This window comes from Mycobacterium sp. ZZG (genome assembly GCF_054786995.1).
In genome coordinates this window covers 1-17,008 of sequence record NZ_JBTBFV010000038.1, presented here as the reverse complement: position 1 = coordinate 17,008, position 17,008 = coordinate 1, and the positions used below count along the sequence as shown (strand labels likewise).

General features: G+C 66.3%; 17 protein-coding genes and 4 tRNA genes. 13 read left to right on the top strand and 8 right to left on the bottom strand.

Annotation, left to right across the window (positions count from 1 at the left end; translation table 11 throughout):
- Positions 1-25: 25 nt before the first annotated feature.
- From pstC to pstB, 3 genes are read left to right on the top strand one after another with little or no spacing between them, the layout of a single operon-like run.
- Positions 26-1,084: a phosphate ABC transporter permease subunit PstC gene (pstC, locus tag ACXMYJ_RS19615; RefSeq protein ID WP_260755358.1), complete on the top strand. Its 1,059-nt coding sequence runs from the start codon at positions 26-28 to the stop codon at positions 1,082-1,084.
- Positions 1,081-1,998: a phosphate ABC transporter permease PstA gene (gene pstA / locus ACXMYJ_RS19610; protein WP_260755357.1), complete on the top strand. Its 918-nt coding sequence runs from the start codon at positions 1,081-1,083 to the stop codon at positions 1,996-1,998. Before pstC ends, pstA begins: the two co-directional genes overlap by 4 nt.
- A 23-nt stretch (positions 1,999-2,021) precedes the next feature.
- A complete protein-coding gene (gene pstB, locus ACXMYJ_RS19605) occupies positions 2,022-2,798 on the top strand; it encodes a phosphate ABC transporter ATP-binding protein PstB (RefSeq protein WP_260755356.1) in 777 nt (258 codons plus the stop codon).
- 92 nt (positions 2,799-2,890) lie between these two features.
- Here the strand turns inward: pstB and phoU are convergent, their stop codons facing one another.
- The 5 genes from phoU to ACXMYJ_RS19580 all read right to left on the bottom strand — a co-directional run bounded on the left by phoU (position 2,891) and on the right by ACXMYJ_RS19580 (position 8,759).
- The gene (phoU, locus tag ACXMYJ_RS19600) at positions 2,891-3,559 is read right to left on the bottom strand and encodes a phosphate signaling complex protein PhoU (RefSeq protein WP_260755355.1); all 669 of its coding nucleotides are present in this window, start codon (positions 3,557-3,559) and stop codon (positions 2,891-2,893) included.
- 86 nt (positions 3,560-3,645) lie between these two features.
- Complete coding sequence (locus ACXMYJ_RS19595; RefSeq protein WP_460358579.1) at positions 3,646-5,643, bottom strand: LCP family protein; 1,998 nt, start codon at positions 5,641-5,643, stop codon at positions 3,646-3,648.
- Positions 5,644-5,864: 221 nt separating this feature from the next.
- Positions 5,865-7,031, bottom strand: a complete 1,167-nt coding sequence (gene dusB / locus ACXMYJ_RS19590; RefSeq protein WP_396885328.1) for a tRNA dihydrouridine synthase DusB — start codon at positions 7,029-7,031, stop codon at positions 5,865-5,867.
- Between the two features lie 32 nt (positions 7,032-7,063).
- Complete coding sequence (locus ACXMYJ_RS19585) at positions 7,064-8,071, bottom strand: acyl-ACP desaturase (RefSeq protein ID WP_260755352.1); 1,008 nt, start codon at positions 8,069-8,071, stop codon at positions 7,064-7,066.
- A gap of 106 nt (positions 8,072-8,177) precedes the next feature.
- On the bottom strand, positions 8,178-8,759 hold the full coding sequence (locus tag ACXMYJ_RS19580; RefSeq protein WP_260755351.1) for a TetR/AcrR family transcriptional regulator: 582 nt from the start codon (positions 8,757-8,759) through the stop codon (positions 8,178-8,180).
- A gap of 77 nt (positions 8,760-8,836) precedes the next feature.
- Here ACXMYJ_RS19580 and ACXMYJ_RS19575 point away from each other — a divergent pair, with 77 nt between their 5' ends.
- From ACXMYJ_RS19575 to ACXMYJ_RS19565, 3 genes are all read left to right on the top strand, one after another.
- Positions 8,837-9,904, top strand: a complete 1,068-nt coding sequence (locus ACXMYJ_RS19575) for an oxygenase MpaB family protein (protein ID WP_460358576.1) — start codon at positions 8,837-8,839, stop codon at positions 9,902-9,904.
- 155 nt (positions 9,905-10,059) lie between these two features.
- Positions 10,060-10,956 (top strand): serine/threonine-protein kinase, encoded by an 897-nt coding sequence (locus ACXMYJ_RS19570; protein WP_260755349.1) that lies wholly within the window; start codon positions 10,060-10,062, stop codon positions 10,954-10,956.
- A gap of 123 nt (positions 10,957-11,079) precedes the next feature.
- On the top strand, positions 11,080-11,781 hold the full coding sequence (locus ACXMYJ_RS19565) for a hypothetical protein (RefSeq protein ID WP_396884650.1): 702 nt from the start codon (positions 11,080-11,082) through the stop codon (positions 11,779-11,781).
- 45 nt (positions 11,782-11,826) lie between these two features.
- Here the strand turns inward: ACXMYJ_RS19565 and ACXMYJ_RS19560 are convergent.
- Positions 11,827-11,899: transfer RNA gene (locus ACXMYJ_RS19560), tRNA-Lys, on the bottom strand.
- A gap of 123 nt (positions 11,900-12,022) precedes the next feature.
- Between ACXMYJ_RS19560 and ACXMYJ_RS19555 the strand changes: the two genes are divergently transcribed.
- The 5 genes from ACXMYJ_RS19555 to ACXMYJ_RS19535 all read left to right on the top strand — a co-directional run bounded on the left by ACXMYJ_RS19555 (position 12,023) and on the right by ACXMYJ_RS19535 (position 13,505).
- Positions 12,023-12,095: transfer RNA gene (locus ACXMYJ_RS19555), tRNA-Glu, on the top strand.
- A gap of 38 nt (positions 12,096-12,133) precedes the next feature.
- Positions 12,134-12,210, top strand: a tRNA-Asp gene (locus tag ACXMYJ_RS19550).
- Positions 12,211-12,250: 40 nt separating this feature from the next.
- Positions 12,251-12,327: transfer RNA gene (locus ACXMYJ_RS19545), tRNA-Phe, on the top strand.
- A 46-nt stretch (positions 12,328-12,373) separates the two neighbouring features.
- Positions 12,374-12,931: a chorismate mutase gene (locus ACXMYJ_RS19540; protein ID WP_460358574.1), complete on the top strand. Its 558-nt coding sequence runs from the start codon at positions 12,374-12,376 to the stop codon at positions 12,929-12,931.
- A gap of 1 nt (position 12,932) precedes the next feature.
- Positions 12,933-13,505, top strand: coding sequence for a TetR/AcrR family transcriptional regulator (locus tag ACXMYJ_RS19535; RefSeq protein ID WP_260755346.1), 573 nt, complete (start codon positions 12,933-12,935; stop codon positions 13,503-13,505).
- 25 nt (positions 13,506-13,530) lie between these two features.
- Here ACXMYJ_RS19535 and ACXMYJ_RS19530 read toward each other — a convergent pair whose 3' ends face one another.
- Positions 13,531-14,325 carry an MBL fold metallo-hydrolase gene (locus ACXMYJ_RS19530; protein ID WP_260755345.1) on the bottom strand — a complete coding sequence of 265 codons (795 nt, stop codon included), beginning with the start codon at positions 14,323-14,325 and terminating at the stop codon, positions 13,531-13,533.
- A 77-nt stretch (positions 14,326-14,402) separates the two neighbouring features.
- Here ACXMYJ_RS19530 and ACXMYJ_RS19525 point away from each other — a divergent pair, with 77 nt between their 5' ends.
- A complete protein-coding gene (locus ACXMYJ_RS19525) occupies positions 14,403-15,008 on the top strand; it encodes a TetR/AcrR family transcriptional regulator (RefSeq protein WP_460358571.1) in 606 nt (201 codons plus the stop codon).
- A 123-nt stretch (positions 15,009-15,131) separates the two neighbouring features.
- Positions 15,132-16,694, top strand: a complete 1,563-nt coding sequence (locus ACXMYJ_RS19520; RefSeq protein WP_460358569.1) for a phytoene desaturase family protein — start codon at positions 15,132-15,134, stop codon at positions 16,692-16,694.
- Positions 16,695-16,711: 17 nt separating this feature from the next.
- Here the strand turns inward: ACXMYJ_RS19520 and ACXMYJ_RS19515 are convergent, their stop codons facing one another.
- A complete protein-coding gene (locus ACXMYJ_RS19515; RefSeq protein ID WP_260755342.1) occupies positions 16,712-16,861 on the bottom strand; it encodes a hypothetical protein in 150 nt (49 codons plus the stop codon).
- Between the last annotated feature and the right edge of the window lie 147 nt (positions 16,862-17,008).

The window sequence follows — 17,008 nt, the reverse complement described above, 5'->3', positions numbered from 1 at the left end:
CAGCGGCGAGGATGGGTTTGACCGAATGACCGACAAGCTCGATGGAACCGCATTGACAACGCCTAACCCATTGGACGCAGGGTCGGGAGAGGCCTTGGCCACTCCTTTCCCTGAGCCCACGCCGATCTCGACCGACCCATCGCGGCATGCCAAAGAGCGGCTGGGGGACCGCATCTTCCGTGGGCTGTCCGAGGGCTCGGGTGCTCTCATCGTGGCGATCATCGCCGCGATCGGCATCTTCCTGCTGTGGCGGGCCATCCCGGCGCTCGCCCGTAACGAGGAGAATTTCTTCCTCTACGGCGGCACCTGGAACACCTCCGACACATCGGCGATGAGCTTTGGCATCCTCGACCTGCTGCAGGTGACGGTGTTCGTGTCGGTGTTCGCGCTGGTACTGGCGATGCCCATCGCACTGGGAATCGCCATCTATCTGACGCAGTACGCGCCACGGCGAGTGGTGGGGCCACTGGCCTACATGGTGGATCTGCTCGCCGCGGTGCCGTCGATCATCTACGGCGTGTGGGGCCTGTACGTGCTCGCTCCTGTGCTTCGGCCGTTCGCGTTGTGGCTCAACGAGAATCTCAGTTGGCTCTTCCTGTTCGCCACGGGTAGCGCATCGGTGGCCGGCGGCGGCACGATCTTCACAGCCGGCATCGTGCTGGCAGTGATGATCCTGCCGATCATCACCGCGGTGACCCGCGAGGTGTTCGTCCAGACCCCTCGCGGCCAGATCGAAGCTGCGCTGGCTCTGGGCGCGACCCGGTGGGAGGTGGTGCGCACCACCGTGCTGCCGTTCGGGATGTCCGGGTACATCAGCGGCGCGATGCTCGGTCTGGGCCGCGCCTTGGGCGAGACCATCGCATTGCTGATCATCCTGCGCGGTACCCAGGCGGCGTTCAGCTGGTCGCTATTCGACGGCGGCTATACGTTCGCCAGCCTGATCGCCTCGGCTGCTTCAGAATTCAACGACCAGTACAAGGCGGGCGCCTACATCGCCGCGGGCCTGGTGCTGTTCATCCTGACGTTCGTGGTGAACTCGCTGGCCCGTGCCGCAGTTGCCGGAAAGGACCGGTCCGCCTCATGACATCGGCCGCGCTGGATCAGCCTGTCAAGCCGACGACGTTCCAAGGTGTCGGCACGCGTCGCAAGTTCACCAACAATCTCGCCACCGTGTTGGTCACCGCATCGGTGGTGATTGCGATCGTGCCGTTGGTGTGGGTCCTCTACACCGTGCTCGCCAAGGGCATCGGCGTTGTCACCTCCAGTACATGGTGGTTCAACTCGCAGTCGGGGATGACCGCTTTTGCCGCCGGCGGCGGCGCCTATCACGCCATCGTCGGTACCCTGCTGCAGGGCTTGGTGTGTGCGATCATCTCGATCCCCGTCGGCGTGTTCGTTGGCATCTATCTGGTCGAGTACGGCGGCGGTACCCGGCTGGGCAAGGTCACCACCTTCATGGTGGACATCCTCACCGGTGTCCCGTCGATCGTGGCCGCCCTGTTCATCTATGCGCTGTGGGTGGCCACGATGGGCTTCGAGCGGTCGGGCTTCGCGGTGTCACTTGCCTTGGTCCTGCTGATGATTCCGGTGATCGTGCGATCCACCGAGGAGATGCTGCGAATCGTCCCGATGGATCTGCGAGAGGCAAGCTACGCCCTCGGTGTTCCCAAGTGGAAGACCATCTCTGCCATCGTGATTCCGACCGCACTGTCCGGCATCGTCACCGGCGTCCTACTCGCCCTGGCACGCGTTATGGGAGAGACCGCGCCGCTGCTCATCCTGGTGGGGTACTCGCAGGCGATCAATTTCGACATGTTCGGCGGGTTCCAGGGCTCGCTTCCGGGCATGATGTACGACCAAACGTCGGCGGGCGCCGGAGCGAATCCGATACCGACCGATCGTTTGTGGGGCGCCGCCCTGACCCTTGTCGTGCTGATTGCCGTACTCAATGTCGGTGCCCGATTCATCGCAAAGTTCTTCGCCCCTAAAAAGGTCTGAGCAGGTTTAGGAGACTGATCCACATGGCCAAACGTTTGGATCTCAAGGACGTCAACATCTATTACGGCGCGTTCCACGCGGTGGCAGGAGTCTCGCTGTCTGTCGAGCCGCGCAGCGTGACCGCGTTCATCGGCCCGTCCGGCTGCGGCAAGTCGACCGTGCTGCGCACGCTCAACCGCATGCACGAGGTTATCCCTGGTGCTCGCGTCGAGGGTTCGGTGCTGCTCGACGGTGACGACATCTACGGCGCCGGTGTCGATCCGGTCGGTGTCCGCAAGACCATCGGCATGGTGTTCCAGCGGCCGAACCCCTTTCCCACCATGTCGATTCGCGACAACGTGGTGGCCGGGCTGAAGCTGCAGGGGGTCCGAAACAAGAAGACTCTCGACGAGGTGGCGGAGCGGTCCCTCAAAGGTGCCAACCTGTGGACGGAGGTCAAGGACCGGCTCGACAAGCCCGGCGGCGGGCTGTCCGGCGGGCAGCAGCAGCGGCTGTGCATCGCCCGCGCGATCGCGGTGCAGCCCGACGTGCTGTTGATGGACGAGCCGTGTTCGGCACTCGATCCGATCTCGACGCTGGCGATCGAGGATCTGATCTCGGAGTTGAAGCAGGACTTCACCATCGTGATCGTCACGCACAACATGCAGCAGGCCGCGCGGGTCAGTGACCAGACCGCGTTCTTCAATCTCGAAGCCACCGGCAAGCCGGGCAGGCTGATCGAGATCGACGACACCGGGAAGATCTTCTCCAACCCCGCCCAGAAGGCCACCGAGGACTACATCTCCGGGCGGTTCGGCTGACCGTTTCGCCGCGCGCACGAAGAAATCGCCCCAGTCCCTTTCGGGTGGGGCGATTTCTCTGTCTTGGTGCGCAGGCGGTGGCCCGCGGGCCGTCAGCGGGGAGTGGAGATCTCCGCTTCTTCGGGCGTGTGACCGGTGACCTGGAAGATCACCCGACGGGCCACCTCGACGGCGTGGTCGGCGAACCGTTCGTAGAACCGGCCCAGCAGGGTCACGTCCACCGCAGCGGCCACACCGTGCTTCCACTCGCGGTCCATCAGGACCGTGAACAGGTGCCGGTGCAGGTCATCCATCGCGTCGTCCTCTTCGCGGATCCGGGCCGCCTTCTCCGGATCCCGGGTGCGCAGCACCTCCTGGGCGCTGTGGCCCAGCTCGACGGCAACGCGGCCCATCTCGGCGAAGTATCCGTTGACCTCTTCGGGCAGCGCGTGCTGGGGGTGTCGACGGCGGGCGATCTTTGCGACATGCAACGCCAGCGCCCCCATCCGGTCGACGTCGGCCACGATCTGGATGGAGCTGACGATGGCCCGCAGATCGCCGGCAACGGGGGCCTGCAGCGCGAGGATTACGAAGGCTTCTTCTTCGGCGCGGGCGCTGAGCGCGGCGATCTGGTCGTGGTCGGTGATCACCTGTTCGGCCAGGGCGAGATCAGCCTGCAGGAGCGCCTGGGTGGCGCGCTCCATCGCGTCGCCGGCAAGCCCACACATGTCGCCGAGCCTGCTGGACAGGGCTTCCAACTGCTCGTGGTACGCGGTACGCATGTGTCAACCCTACCGGGGTCGTTTGTCTGTCGTCACGAGCCGACGGTGAACGAAAGGTGAATGCCACCTGCCTAAACCAGGGTCGGCTACTCGCAGCTGGTGTCCGCGGCGTTGGTGACGGTCAGATCCTCGGGCAGCGCGGTGGCCGGCGATTTCGTCCCGCGGATCAGCCGAACCTGCACCGCGGATCCGCTGGGCGACGGGGCAGTGACCGCATCGAAGTCGGTGCCCAGCACCACCTGGACCGTATCGCCCATACCGGTGACCCGTTGCACGGTGGCGTTGCCGAACGCCGACGCGACGGTGGCCGCCGCCTCCTCGTTGCCGGGGGAGAAGAACACCGTGGTGCGGGCCAAGGGTCCCGGATAGTCGTCAGGGGTCGTCACGTTGAAGCCGTAGGCCTGCAGCGCGCCGGCCGTGTCGGCGCCGAGACCGGCGGAACTCGTGGAGTTGGACACCTGCACGGTGACACTCTGCGGTTCGGTGGCAATGGTATCGACGACTTCGCCACCGTCGGGCTGACCCGGCTGCGTCGCGGAGTTCGCGAGGGTGTCGGGAGCGTCGGCCACCGGGGTGTTGTCGGCGTTGCGCTCCTCAGGCAGCGGGTCGTCGTTGATGATCGCGTCGAACAGCGCCCGCATGTCGTCGGTGCGGGGGATCTCGTTGCCCCATTCGTCGGCGTAGCCGACCGTCGGCACCGTCACGAACGTGATCCGGCCGGCCGTCACGCCCTGCACCGACTGGCCGAGGTCCACCAGATCCTTGGTGTCGAGGTTGTCGACGTAGCTGTCACCGATGAACATGTTGACCACGTTGTTCAGCTTCGACAACGAGAAGAACGTCTCCTTGGAGATGAGCGAACGCAGCAGCGACGACAGGAACAGCTGCTGCCGTTTGATGCGGCCGTAGTCGCCGTTGGTCTCAGTGGTCACCTGGCGGGCGCGCACATAGTTCAGCGCGGTGTGGCCGTCGACGGTCTGACGTCCGGCGTTGGCCAGCACGGTGCCCAGTTCGTAGTCCTCGATCGGCGTGGTGCTGCACACCTCGACACCGCCGAGCGCGTCGACCATCTTGGAGAACCCGGCGAAGTCGACTGCCATGAAGCGGTTCACGTGCAGGCCGGACAGCTTCTGAATCACCTTGACCAGACACCTCGGGCCACCGACGGCGAAGGCCGAGTTCAGCTTGTACTCGGTGTAGACCTCCTCCATGCCGTACATCGGGGACTCTTCGTCCGTGATCGGCCCGTACTCACGCGTCTCCGGATTCCACGGTTCGCACTTCATCGGTTCGATCTCGAGGTCACGCGGGAACGACACGGCCACAACGCGTTTCCGGTTCGCCGGGATGTTCACCAGCATCACCGTGTCGGAGCGGGCACCGGCCGCATCCTCGGTAGTGCCCGCGCCCATGTCGCTGTTCTCGCCGATGCGGCTGTCGGTGCCGACGATGAGGAAGTTCTCGTCACCGAACTGGGCGTTGGGATCGACGATGTCGCGGGAATCCGGATCCAGCGCCGAAACCCTGTTGAGCAGATTGTTCTTGGCCGACTGCCACTGCCACGCGCCGCCGGTCAACACCAGCGCGAGCACCGCGACCAGCGCGGCGGCGACCCGGCCGGCAACGGTCAGCCGGTGCGACGGCCGCAGCCGCGGCTTCGCCGGCACGTGCGCCGGGGCCCGCGCAGTGGTCAGGTTGGGAAGGTCGGCGCGGGTCAGGTCCACGGCCGGCAGGATCGCGGTGTCCAGCTCGTCGGTGTCAGGGTAGGGCTCGGGCTCGGCGTCGTGCGCCGGTCGGGCTCGGCGGCGCCTGGGCGGGGGAGCGGTCGCGCCGTCCCCGTGGAGTTTGGCGATCAGGTCTGCGACGGTGATCGGGGCGGACGTGTCGTCGGACGGCCCGGGTTCGGCGGCGGCGCCGTCGGCGGCCGGCGGGGTGTCGATCGCGCGCTCCCACGGCGCGGCGCCTGGCTTCGGCTGCCGGGATCGGGTAAGCCAGTCACCATCGGACCGTTCGCCCGTTCCGTCGGCGCCAGAACGGGGGCGGCCGTGAGTGGCAGCGGCATCCTCGGTGTCGCCGTCGCTCATGGTCCTACCGGCCTTCCAGCGTTCACAGCGTCGTAGGGACCGTGCGCGTCGTTGCGCATCGGCCCGCAGACTGCCGAGTGCCTGTTCACTGTCTAGAGCACCACGCCCGGCTCCGCCACTGGAGACAGGCAGTTTGATCACTCATCGTACTGAGACATCCTGAGAGACATCCAGCCGAACCCGGGTGTCAGAACTGTTTCAGAAGTGTCTCGGTCCGTCGATCAGCCGCCCGAATGCATCACATCGGCACCTGCGGGCACCGTGCAGTCGTCCGGGTCGTTGAGCCAACCCTCGGGCAGGGTGACCGACGCGGCGGACCCCTGACGGCCCCGTGGCCCGTTGGCCGCCGGCGGGAACGGGACATCCGGATCGAGCTGATCGAGCAGCTCGTCCAGCTCGGAAATCGTCTTCACAAGGGCAAGCGACCTGCGAAGGTCGGCTCCGGCGGGGAAACCGTGCAGGTACCACGCGACGTGCTTGCGGATGTCCCGCATTCCCTTGTCCTCCCCGAAATGAGCTGCGAGCAGCTCGCCGTGCCGACGGATGATCTGCGCGACCTCGCCGAGGGTGGGCGGGGTCGCTGGTGCCGCGCCGGTGAACGTGGCGGACAGCTCGGCGAACAACCACGGCCGACCCAGGCAGCCGCGGCCGATCACCACCCCGTCGCAGCCTGTCGCGTCCATCATCGCCAGCGCGTCACGAGCGTCGAAGATATCACCGTTTCCCAGCACCGGAATCGTCGTGACGTGCGCCTTCAGTGCCGCGATCTGCTGCCAGTCGGCGCTGCCCGAATACCGTTGAGCCGCGGTGCGCGCATGTAGGGCGACGGCTGCCGCACCCTCTTCAGCCGCGATCCGGCCGGCGTCGAGGTGCGTGTGATGGTCCTCGTCGATCCCGATTCGGAACTTCACGGTGACGGGAATGTCGGTGCCCTCCGTGGCTCGGACAGCGGCGGCCACGATCTGGCCGAACAGCCGGCGCTTGTACGGGAGTGCGGCGCCGCCGCCCCGTCGGGTCACCTTCGGCACCGGGCAGCCGAAATTCATGTCGATGTGGTCGGCGAGATTCTCCTCGACGATCATCTTGGCCGCGGCGTAGGTGTTGGCCGGATCGACGGTGTACAGCTGCAGCGAGCGCGGCGACTCCTCCGGGGCGAAGGTCGTCATGTGCATGGTCACCGGGTGACGTTCCACCAGGGCGCGCGCAGTGACCATCTCGCAGACGTACAACCCGCTCACGGTGCCGGCGCGGGCGAGCTCCAGTTCCCGGCACAACGTGCGGAACGCGACGTTGGTCACCCCCGCCATCGGTGCGAGGACGACGGGGCTGCGAAGGTCGAACGGCCCGATCCGCACCCCGGGGGCAGGAGCGAAGCGACTGGGGGAAATGTCCGGGGACCGGGCCGATCGGGGGGCGTCCGTTACGAGGCTGATGATCCCACCAGCTGATCTTTGGCCGCCTTCTTCTTGGCCATCTGGGCCAGCCGCTCTTCGCGGCGCTGCTTGGCGACCTCGAACTTGTCGACCGCGTCCTGCAGCTCCTCGACAAGCAGACCGAGGTCGTCGCGCATCCGTGCGCTCTCGCCGTTGAAGTCCTCGCGCTCGAAGATGCGCCACTTCTTCAGCACCGGCATCACGATGTCGTCGAGGTGAATTCGCGGGTCGTACACACCGCCCGAGGCGATGGTCACCGCACGGCGGCGGAAGTCGGGGATGGTGTACCCGGGCATCTTGAAGTTGCGTAGCACCTTGTGCAACGACTTCATCGCCTGATCGGGTGCGATCTCGAAGCCCGCTTCGGACACGTCGCGGTAGAAGATCATGTGCAGGTTCTCGTCGGCTGAGACCCGCTGCAGCAGCTGGTCGGCGATCGGGTCGTTGCACGCCTTGCCGGTGTTGCGGTGCGACACGCGGGTGGCCAGTTCCTGGAACGTCACGTAGATGACGGAGTCGAACAGGCTCTCGGCGAACAGGTCTGCCTCCACCTGCTGGTTCTGGCCCGGGCTGAAGCCGCGGGTCATCTGCTCCAGGCGCAGCATCTCCAGTTCCACGGGGTCGACGTTGCGGGTGACGACGAGGTAGTCACGCAGCGCGATGCCGTGCCGGTTCTCCTCCGCGGTCCACCGGTTCACCCAGAAGCCCCACGGGCCGTCCATGGTGAAGTTCATCGCGATCTCGCGGTGATAGGCGGGCAGGTTGTCCTCGGTCAGGAGGTTGACCAGCATTGCGACACGAGCGACCTCGGAGAGCTTCGACTGCTCGGGATCCCAGTCCTGGCCGCCGAGGGCGTAATAGTTCTTGCCGTCGGACCACGGGATGAAGTCGTGCGGGTTCCAGTCCTTCTTCATCCGCATGTGGCGGTTGACCAGGGGCTCCACGACGGGCTCGAGTTCGGTCAACAGTTGCAGGTCGGTCAGGTCTTTCGACACGACACCTCCCAGTTATCTGTACCTGATGGTTGCAGTCAATATATCTGTGTAAGTCAGTGACATTCAAGCCGCCGCGCCGCCGCTCACATCCAGGTAGAGGCCACTTTTAGGTCACGGCCCTGCTGAGCAGTAGCTCAGCACAGTGGTCGATGAACTGCTCGCGGGTTACCTCCAGTCGACCGTCCAGGTAGGCCGTGAACAATGCAGTGAGTGCCCCGATCAGCCCCGTGGCAACCATCGCCTGGGTGGTGGGGTCGCTGATCTGGGTGAGGTTGCGCTGCAACAATTCGATGAAATTGGGCATCCACCGCGCCCCCGAGCGCGCGAGGACGGGTTCCGCTTCGGGGGCGAGCAGGAGTACCCGGCCGCGTGCGGGATCGTCGATCATCAGTGCCACGAACCGCTCGACGGCATCGCGCATACCCTCGGCCTTCATCAGCGCCGACATGGCCGCGGTGCACACGTCGTCGTACACCGCTGCGACGTACTCGTCCCGGTCGGTGAAGCTCTCGTAGAAGTAGCGCTCGGTCAGGCCGGCCGCCTTGCACACCGCGCGCACGGTCAGGTGCGGTCCGGCGGGGCTGCCGAGGAGCCCGATGCCGGCGGCGACCAGTTCGTCGCGTCGGAGCGCCTGGCGATCCTGCAGCGGAACGCCCGACCACCTACCGCGTCGTTGACCCGACGCCACAGCCCTCCTAAGCTTCGCTACTGACAACGCATGTAGTCAGAATGTCGTGCGGCACCACTCCGGCAGGAAGAGCACCAGTGACTCAAGATACGTCTGCGGCACGCCCCGTCACCAGCGGATCCGCGGCGGAGCCCGAGGTCGCAGCGCCCGGCTGTCCGGTCGGCGGCGAACCGGTGCCGCACGCCGACGTCGTGGCGGCGGGCTGCCCTGTCGCCGGTGGCTATGACGACGTGCCGGCGCCGCTGGGTCCCGACTCGCTGACGTGGAGGTACTTCGGGCAGTGGACTGGACTGTTCCAGGGCACCTGGGCCGGGTCGATGCAGAACATGCATCCCCAGCTCGGTGCGGCGGTCAAGGAACACTCGATCTTCTTCATGGAACGCATCCCACGGCTGCTGCGGTCGATCTATCCGATCGGCGGCGTGGTGTTCGACGGCGACCGTGCGCCCCGGACCGGAGCCCAGGTCCGCGACTACCACATCGGGATCAAGGGCGTCGACGATCAGGGGCGCCGCTACAGCGCGCTGAATCCGGAAGTCTTCTACTGGGCGCACGCGACGTTCTTCAAGTCCACCCTGCTGGCCGCCGAGAAGTTCGGCGGCGGGATCAGCGAGGCCGACAAGCGCCAACTGTTCGACGAGCACATCACCTGGTACCGGATGTACGGGATGAGCATGCGAGTGGTGCCCAAGACCTGGGAGGAGTTCGAAGAGTACTGGGACCACATGTGCACCGACGTGCTGGAGAACAACTGGGCCGCGCGCGAGGTCATGGATCTGTCCACGATGCCCAAACACCCGTCGCTGGAATGGGTTCCGGATCCGTTGTGGAAGTTGAATCTGGCGGTCTTGCAACGCTTCCTGACCTTCATGACCGTCGCGCTGTACGACCCGCCGGTGCGCGAGCTGATGGGCTACACCTGGTCGCCGCGCCAAGAGTTCCTGCACAGGCGGTTCTGCGATGTGGTGACCATCGCGACCAAGGTGCTGCCCAAGCGGTGGCTGATGCATCCGCGTAAGCGTTCGGCGTGGGACCGGGCCACCGGCCGGCTCCCTGCCGATTCCCCGCTGGTGGAGACCCCGGCACGCAACCTGCCGCCGCTCGCATACCGGGACGACCCGCACTTCTACTGCCCGACGGTCTGACCGGCGTTTCGCGAGAGCGCCACCACGGTAGCCCTGAGCCCGCCGGCGCTACCGTGGTGGCGCTCTCGCGAACGGCCACGCCATGTCGCCTCGGCGGTGCCACGGTGCCTGCGTGTCAGGTTTGCGCTCGCCGAAGAAGGGCTAGCTTTGAAGGCATGCAGGCGCCGGAACTCATAGGCGGTCGCTACGAATTACGAGGCGTGCTGGGTCGCGGCGGGATGGCCGAGGTCCGGGACGCCTGGGACAAGCGGCTCGGACGCCCGGTCGCGGTCAAATTGCTCCATCCGGCGGTCAGCACTCAGCCTGACACCCGGCAGCGGTTCGCCACCGAGGCCTGCGCCGCGGCCGCGCTGAACCATCCGCACGTGGTGGCCGTGCACGACACCGGAGTCCACGACGGCAGGCATTACATCGTGCTGGAACGGCTTCCGGGTCAGAGCCTGGCCGATGTCGTGGCCCGACACGGGCCACTGCCCGCCGAACATGTGCGCGCGATCATGCGCGACGTGCTCTCGGCGCTGAGCGCGGCGCACACCCGCGGAGTACTGCACCGCGACATCAAACCGGCCAACATCCTGTTCACCCAGCAGGGCGGTGTGAAGATCGCCGACTTCGGGGTGGCCAAGAGCGCGCACACCCCGCAGACACTGACCAACCGGGTCTTCGGGACGATGGCCTACCTCCCGGCCGATCGCATCGCCGGCCGGCCGGCGACACCCAGCGACGACCTCTATGGACTCGGTTTGGTCGCGTACGAGGCGTTGACAGGCCGACGTGCCTACCCGCAGGACAACCTGGCGGCGTTGGCCGAGGCGATCGCCGTCGGTCGCCTGACCCCGTTGAGCGCGTTGCGTCCTGACGTGGACCCGGCATTGGCGACGACCATCGAGCGGGCGATCGCCCGCGATCCGCGATGGCGGTTCTCCACCGCTGAGCAGATGTTGACCAGCATGGACCCCCCGTACGAGCCACCGCAACGCGCCGGCGGAGTGCTCGCCGCGGTGGCGTTGACCGTCGTTCTTGTTCTCGCGGCGCTGCTCGTCGTGGTGTGAGCCGAAAATAGCTGGCTGACCAGCGCATATACGACCGCTAACCGGCTGATCCCGGTCATGTAACAATCCGCGAGTCGAGTTCAGATTTCATGATCGATGCTGTACATTGCGGCAATTTTCGTTATGTTGCAGGGCGTGGGTCGGCACTCCATCGCCAAGAAGCGGCGCAACCCCTCGGTGTACGTGGTGTCCGCGCTCGCCCCGGCAGCGGTTTTCTTCGCGGTCAAGGGCGACACCGGACCGGTCCCTCTTCCCGCCGAGGAACAGCGGGTGGCGTCCCCGGCGCCCGCCGCCGTCACCGAGCAGTCTCCGCCGTGCTGCCTGGAGGTCGTTGCCGCGCCCGCGACCGGACAGGCACCCGAACGGCTGATCGACAGGGGAGCCGCCCCTGACCCCGAGCAGGCATCGTTGGTGTCCGCATCGCGCTGGCGGGTGGTCAGTCGCACCCTGCCCGCCGGGGTGGCGCCCGAGCGCGGGCTGCAAGTGCGCACCATCCTGACCGCCCGCAGCATCAGCGCGGTCTTCCCGGAGATCAACAACATCGGCGGTGTCCGCCAGGACGCGCTGCGCTGGCATCCCAACGGTCTGGCGCTGGACGTGATGATCCCGAACCCGATGTCCGAGGCCGGCATCGCGCTGGGCAACCAGATTGTCGCCTACGTCCTGGAGAACGCGGAGCGCTTCGGCATCCAGGACGCGATCTGGCGGGGCGTGTATTACACGCCGGGCGGCGCGCGGGCCGGCGGGTACGGCCACTACGACCACGTGCACGTGACCACCACCGGCGGGGGTTACCCCGACGGTGACGAGGTCTACCTTCGCTGACGCCGCCGTCGGATCCGCCAGCGCGAAGACTTGATTCCTGCTTTGTGCCCCCACCAGGGCTCGAACCTGGGACCTGCGGATTAAAAGTCCGTAGCTCTACCAACTGAGCTATAGGGGCGTGAGTGTGTAACCCCGGAAAGAATACTGCACGCTGCTCATTTGAGGATTCGGGTGTCCGTACCCTAAGCTATCGAAGCTCCCAACGAACGAGTGTTGTGAGTACCCCGGAGAGATTCGGCTGGCCCCCTTCGTCTAGCGGCCTAGGACGCCGCCCTTTCAAGGCGGTAGCGCGGGTTCGAATCCCGTAGGGGGTACGCGCAGCGACCACGTGAGTGGGAGTCGCACAGAGTAAGGCCCTGTGGCGCAGTTGGTTAGCGCGCCGCCCTGTCACGGCGGAGGTCGCGGGTTCGAGTCCCGTCAGGGTCGCCATCACGGCGAGGCACTCACAACAGAGTGGCTGGTGCCGTCCGGCCAGGTAGCTCAGTTGGTACGAGCGTCCGCCTGAAAAGCGGAAGGTCGCCGGTTCGATCCCGGCCCTGGCCACCATAACCCGGCTTGGCTTCGGGCCTTCCGTCCATGGATGATGTTCCCGATGATCCGCCTCTCCGTTCTGGTCGCCGCAGCGGCGATGCTGATGTCGTTGTTCGCGCCGCTCGCCGCGGCCCAACCGGACAGCACTCTGGTCGATCTCGTCGACGCGGCCACCCGCCGTCTTCAGGTTGCCGAACCGGTGGCGGCCAATAAGTTCCACACCGGCGGGCTGATCGAGGATCCCGTCCGCGAACAGCAGGTGCTCGAGGCGGTGTCGGCGGAAACGGCGGCACTGCAACTGGATCCGGCGTACGTGTCGGCTGTCTTCCGCGACCAGATCGACGCCACCGTGGCGATCGAGTACACCAGGCTGGCGCAATGGAAGTTCGACCGGGCCGCGGCTCCCGTCGATGCTCCGGATCTTGCCTCGTCGCGCGGGATCATCGATGCGCTGAACCGCGAGATGGTGACGCTGATGGCCGACGAGTGGGGCAAGCTGCACGGGCCGGCCTGCCGGGCCGAACTCGACCAGGCCAAAACGGTGGTCGCCACACAGCGCGGGCTCGATCCGCTCTACCGGCAGGCGTTGGATCACGCGACGCGCAGCTACTGCCGCTGACATGACCGACTTTCGGCAGCGGCTGCTCGACGCCCTGGAGGCCTCGATCGCCGAGGACGGCTATGCCAGGACGACGGTGGCCGACATCGTGCGGCGGGCCAAGACCTCGCGGCGCACCTTCTACGAGCATTTCGACAGCAGAGAGGCGTGTTTCGTCGCCCTGCTGTCGGACGCCAACGCCGAGCAGATCAGGCAGATCTCCGAGGCCGTCGACCCCAGCGCACCCTGGCAGAAGCAGGTCCGGCAGGCGATCGAAGCGTGGATCTCGTCGGGTGAAGCGCGCTCGGCGCTGATGCTGAGCTGGATCCGCGACGTGCCTTCCCTTGGCGCCGCCGCCCGGGGCCTGCAGCGGGACGCGATGGAACACTTCATCGACATGGTCGGGGCGCTCGGCGCCACCGACGAGTTCCGGGCCGCCGGCGTCGGCCCCGTGTCGCGCCGCCGCATCATCATGCTGCTCGGAGGACTGCGCGAGCTCACGGCCATCACCGTCGAAGAGGGCGGAAGCATGGGTGACGTCACCGACGAGGCGGTCGACGCGTCGATCGCACTGCTGAGCCCGCCCGGCCACTGAGGCGTCCGCCCTCTTGGCGTCCCGCTCAGACCAGCGCGGTGGCCTTGGCCTCCTCGAAGAGCGTGGTGTCATGCGAGCACAACATCATCAGGTCGGGGTGCCCCGCGCGATACAGCTCGGCGAGCCGGTCATGGTTCTGCCTGACCTTCTCACGGTCGGCCGCGACGAGCTTTTCCAACAGTGCGGTCAACCTCGGCATCGGCAGCGCATCGGCGATGGTGCCGGGGTGATAGAAGGAGTCGCCGCCGTGCAGAACCCAGCGGTGTCCGGCGTCGACGGCGACACACGCGTGCCCCTCCGTGTGGCCCGGCAGCGAGACGAGCACGAAACCCGGCCCGATCTCGGTGAGTTCTTTGGCGGCCGCGAAACCGCGCCATGCCTCACCGTCGACATGGTGTTCGACGATGTGGGGTCCGTGCGCCCACTGCGGAGGCCGGAAGCGGATCCGGTTCTGGATCGAACGCGACCGCATCGCGGCGAAGGCCTCCTCGGAGGTGACATGCACCTGGGCGTCGGGAAAATCGGCCAAACCGCCGATGTGGTCGGCGTCGAAGTGGGTCACCACGATGTGACGGACATCGGAGCGGTGGAAGCCGAGCTTCTCGATCTGACGGATCGCGGTCTCGTCGGGATCGAATCGGGGTCGGATCAAGTGGCGCCTGATGCGCCCGAAACGGCCCGGGTCGGCACAGTCGCGGGTGCCGAACCCCGTATCCACCAGCACCAGTCCCGCGTCGGACTCGACCAGCAGCACATGACACACCATCATGCCGACGCCCGGCGGATGAAGTGTCCCGCAATTGAGGTGATGAACTTTCACATGTACCCCCGAGTAACAAGTCAAAGGTACGTGCGCAGCACCGTCAAGCGATGTGGCCGCTGCGGTACCTTACGCACATGGTCCGGCCTGCTCAAACGGCGCGCAGCGAACGCACTCGGGAGGCGCTGCGGCAAGCGGCGGTGGTGCGCTTCCTGGCGCAGGGCGTCGAGGACACCTCGGCCGAGCAAATCGCCGCCGACGCCGGGGTGTCCCTGCGAACCTTCTACCGGCACTTCGCCTCCAAGCACGACCTACTGTTCGCCGACTACGACGCGGGCCTGCACTGGTTCCGGGCGGCGCTCGCCGCCCGCTCGCCCGAGGAATCGATCTTCGAATCGGTGCAATCGGCGATCATGGCGTCGCCCTATGACGACTGGGCGGTCACCAAGATTGCGGCGATGCGTGCGCAGGAACTCGACGCCGGACGCATCGTCCGGCATATCCGGCAGGTCGAGGCGGACTTCGCCGAAGCCGTGGAGGAGCACATGATCTCGACCTGCGCGGCGCGTGCCGGCAGCGATGAGCGGATGCGCATCACCGTCACCGCACGGTGCATCGCCGCGGCGGTCTTCGGCGCCATGGAGGTGTGGATGCTGGGGGAGGACCGCTCGCTCCCCGAATTGGACCGTCTGTGCCGGCAGGCGCTTGAGTTGCTGCGCTCCGGTATCGGAGACCGGGTCTGATCAGCGCCGAAATCGCATTCCACGCGGCGCATCGTCGCGTTCATGCGCTTGGAGTGCGATTTCGGCGGCCGACATGTTTTGTCAATATTGACAAAACATTGACCGGCGTGACAGCCTCAGCCGATGGCGGACTTCGACGCGATCGTCGTCGGTGCCGGACATAACGGGCTGACCGCGGCGGCGCTGCTGCAGCAGGCGGGTCTGCGCACGCTGTGTGTGGAGGCCAAGCTCTATGCGGGCGGCATGGCCTCGACCGTCGAACTCTTCGACGGCTTCCGGTTCGAGATCGCAGGCTCTGTGCAAGTACCGACCTCGGCGGTGGTGAGCGAGGCGCTCGGACTGGGTGACCTGCCTACCGTCGACCTCGACGTGATGTCGGTGCAGTTGCGCGGCGTCGGCGACGATCCGCTCGTCTACTACACCGATCCGGTGAAACTACTGACCCACCTCAACGACGTGCACGGCGCCGAGGCGGTCAACGGCATGGCCGGGCTGATGGCGTGGTGCCAGGCGCCCACCCGGGCGCTGGGGCGGTTCGACGCGGCGCGGCCGCCCAGATCACTCGATGAGATGTTCGCCTGCGCCACCAGCGAATTCGAGCGGCAGGCGATCAGCGACATGTTGTTCGGATCGGTCACCGAGGTGCTCGACCGGCACCTGCCTGACCGCGAGAAGCACGGTGCGCTGCGGGGAATGCTGGCCTTCCTCGCTGTGAACACCACCTACCGCGGACCCGCCACGCCGGGGAGCGCGGCCGCACTGGCCTTCGGGCTGGCCGTCCCCGACGAGAGCGCCACACTGATCAAGAAGTTCCGCGGCGGCATGGGCGCGGTCACGGACCATCTTCAGCAGATGTTCGCCGCAGCGGGCGGTGAACTCCGGCTGCGCACCAAGGTCGCCGAAATCACCGCCGACGCAGGCGCGGTCACCGGTGTCAGGCTGACGGACGGGTCGACCGTGGCCGCTCCGGCGGTGGTGTCGGCCCTCGCTCCGGACGTCACGGTCAACACGCTGGTCACGCCGACAGCGGTTCCCTCGCAGCTGCGGGACCGCTTCTCGCATATCGACCACCGCGGCAGCTATCTGCAGATGCACTTCGCGCTCGATGCGGCGCCCACGTTCGCTGAGCCCTACACAATGCTGAACGAACCCGGATATCAGTCCGCCATCGGTATTTTCGTGACACCGGAGGAACTGCACAAGCAGTGGGAGGGTGCCCGCGCGGGAGAGGTGCCCGCCGATCCGGCCATCGCCTTGCAGATACCGTCTGCCAACGACCCGAGCCTGGCCCCGCCGGGCAAGCACGCCGTGTCGGCGTTCTCACTGTGGTTTCCGCTGACCGAGGAACGCGCGAGCTACGGACAGATGAAAACTGAGATGGGGAAGCGGGTGATCGACAAGATCACCAGGCTGGCACCGGATTTCGAGAGTCTGATCCTGCGCCACACCACGTTCACCCCCAGGCACATGGGCACGATGTTCAATGCTCCCGGCGGTGACTACTGCCACGGGCTGATCCACCCCGAGCAGATGGGGCCTAACCGTCCGGGCCCGAAAGGCTATGTCGACCAGCCTGTTCCGGTTGAGGGACTGTACCTGGCCAGTGCCGGGTGCCACGGCGGTCCCGGAATCACGTTCATTCCAGGCTACAACGCCGCCCAGCAGGTGATCGCCGACCTGCACTGATCCGGTCCGACGTGATGTCAGGTCGCGGGACCACTCTCGGTGGCGCCACCCTCGTCGGCCCAGTCCACGCGATCCTCGTCGCCCTTCGAAGGATCGCTGATCACATCATCGTCGGCCTGCTCGGAACCGGCTTCGGTCTGGGCGGTGTTCGGCTTGTCTTTCGTCACGGCGCTGGGTTACCCCTAAGCCTGGATACACCGATTAGGTGGCGGCCTGGGTGGGTTGAAACAGCGAAATGCCCTGTCGTGGTGGGAGAATGAGATTTGTTCAGGATCCAATTCAGCCACTACGAAGGGCATCTCGTAGATGCAACT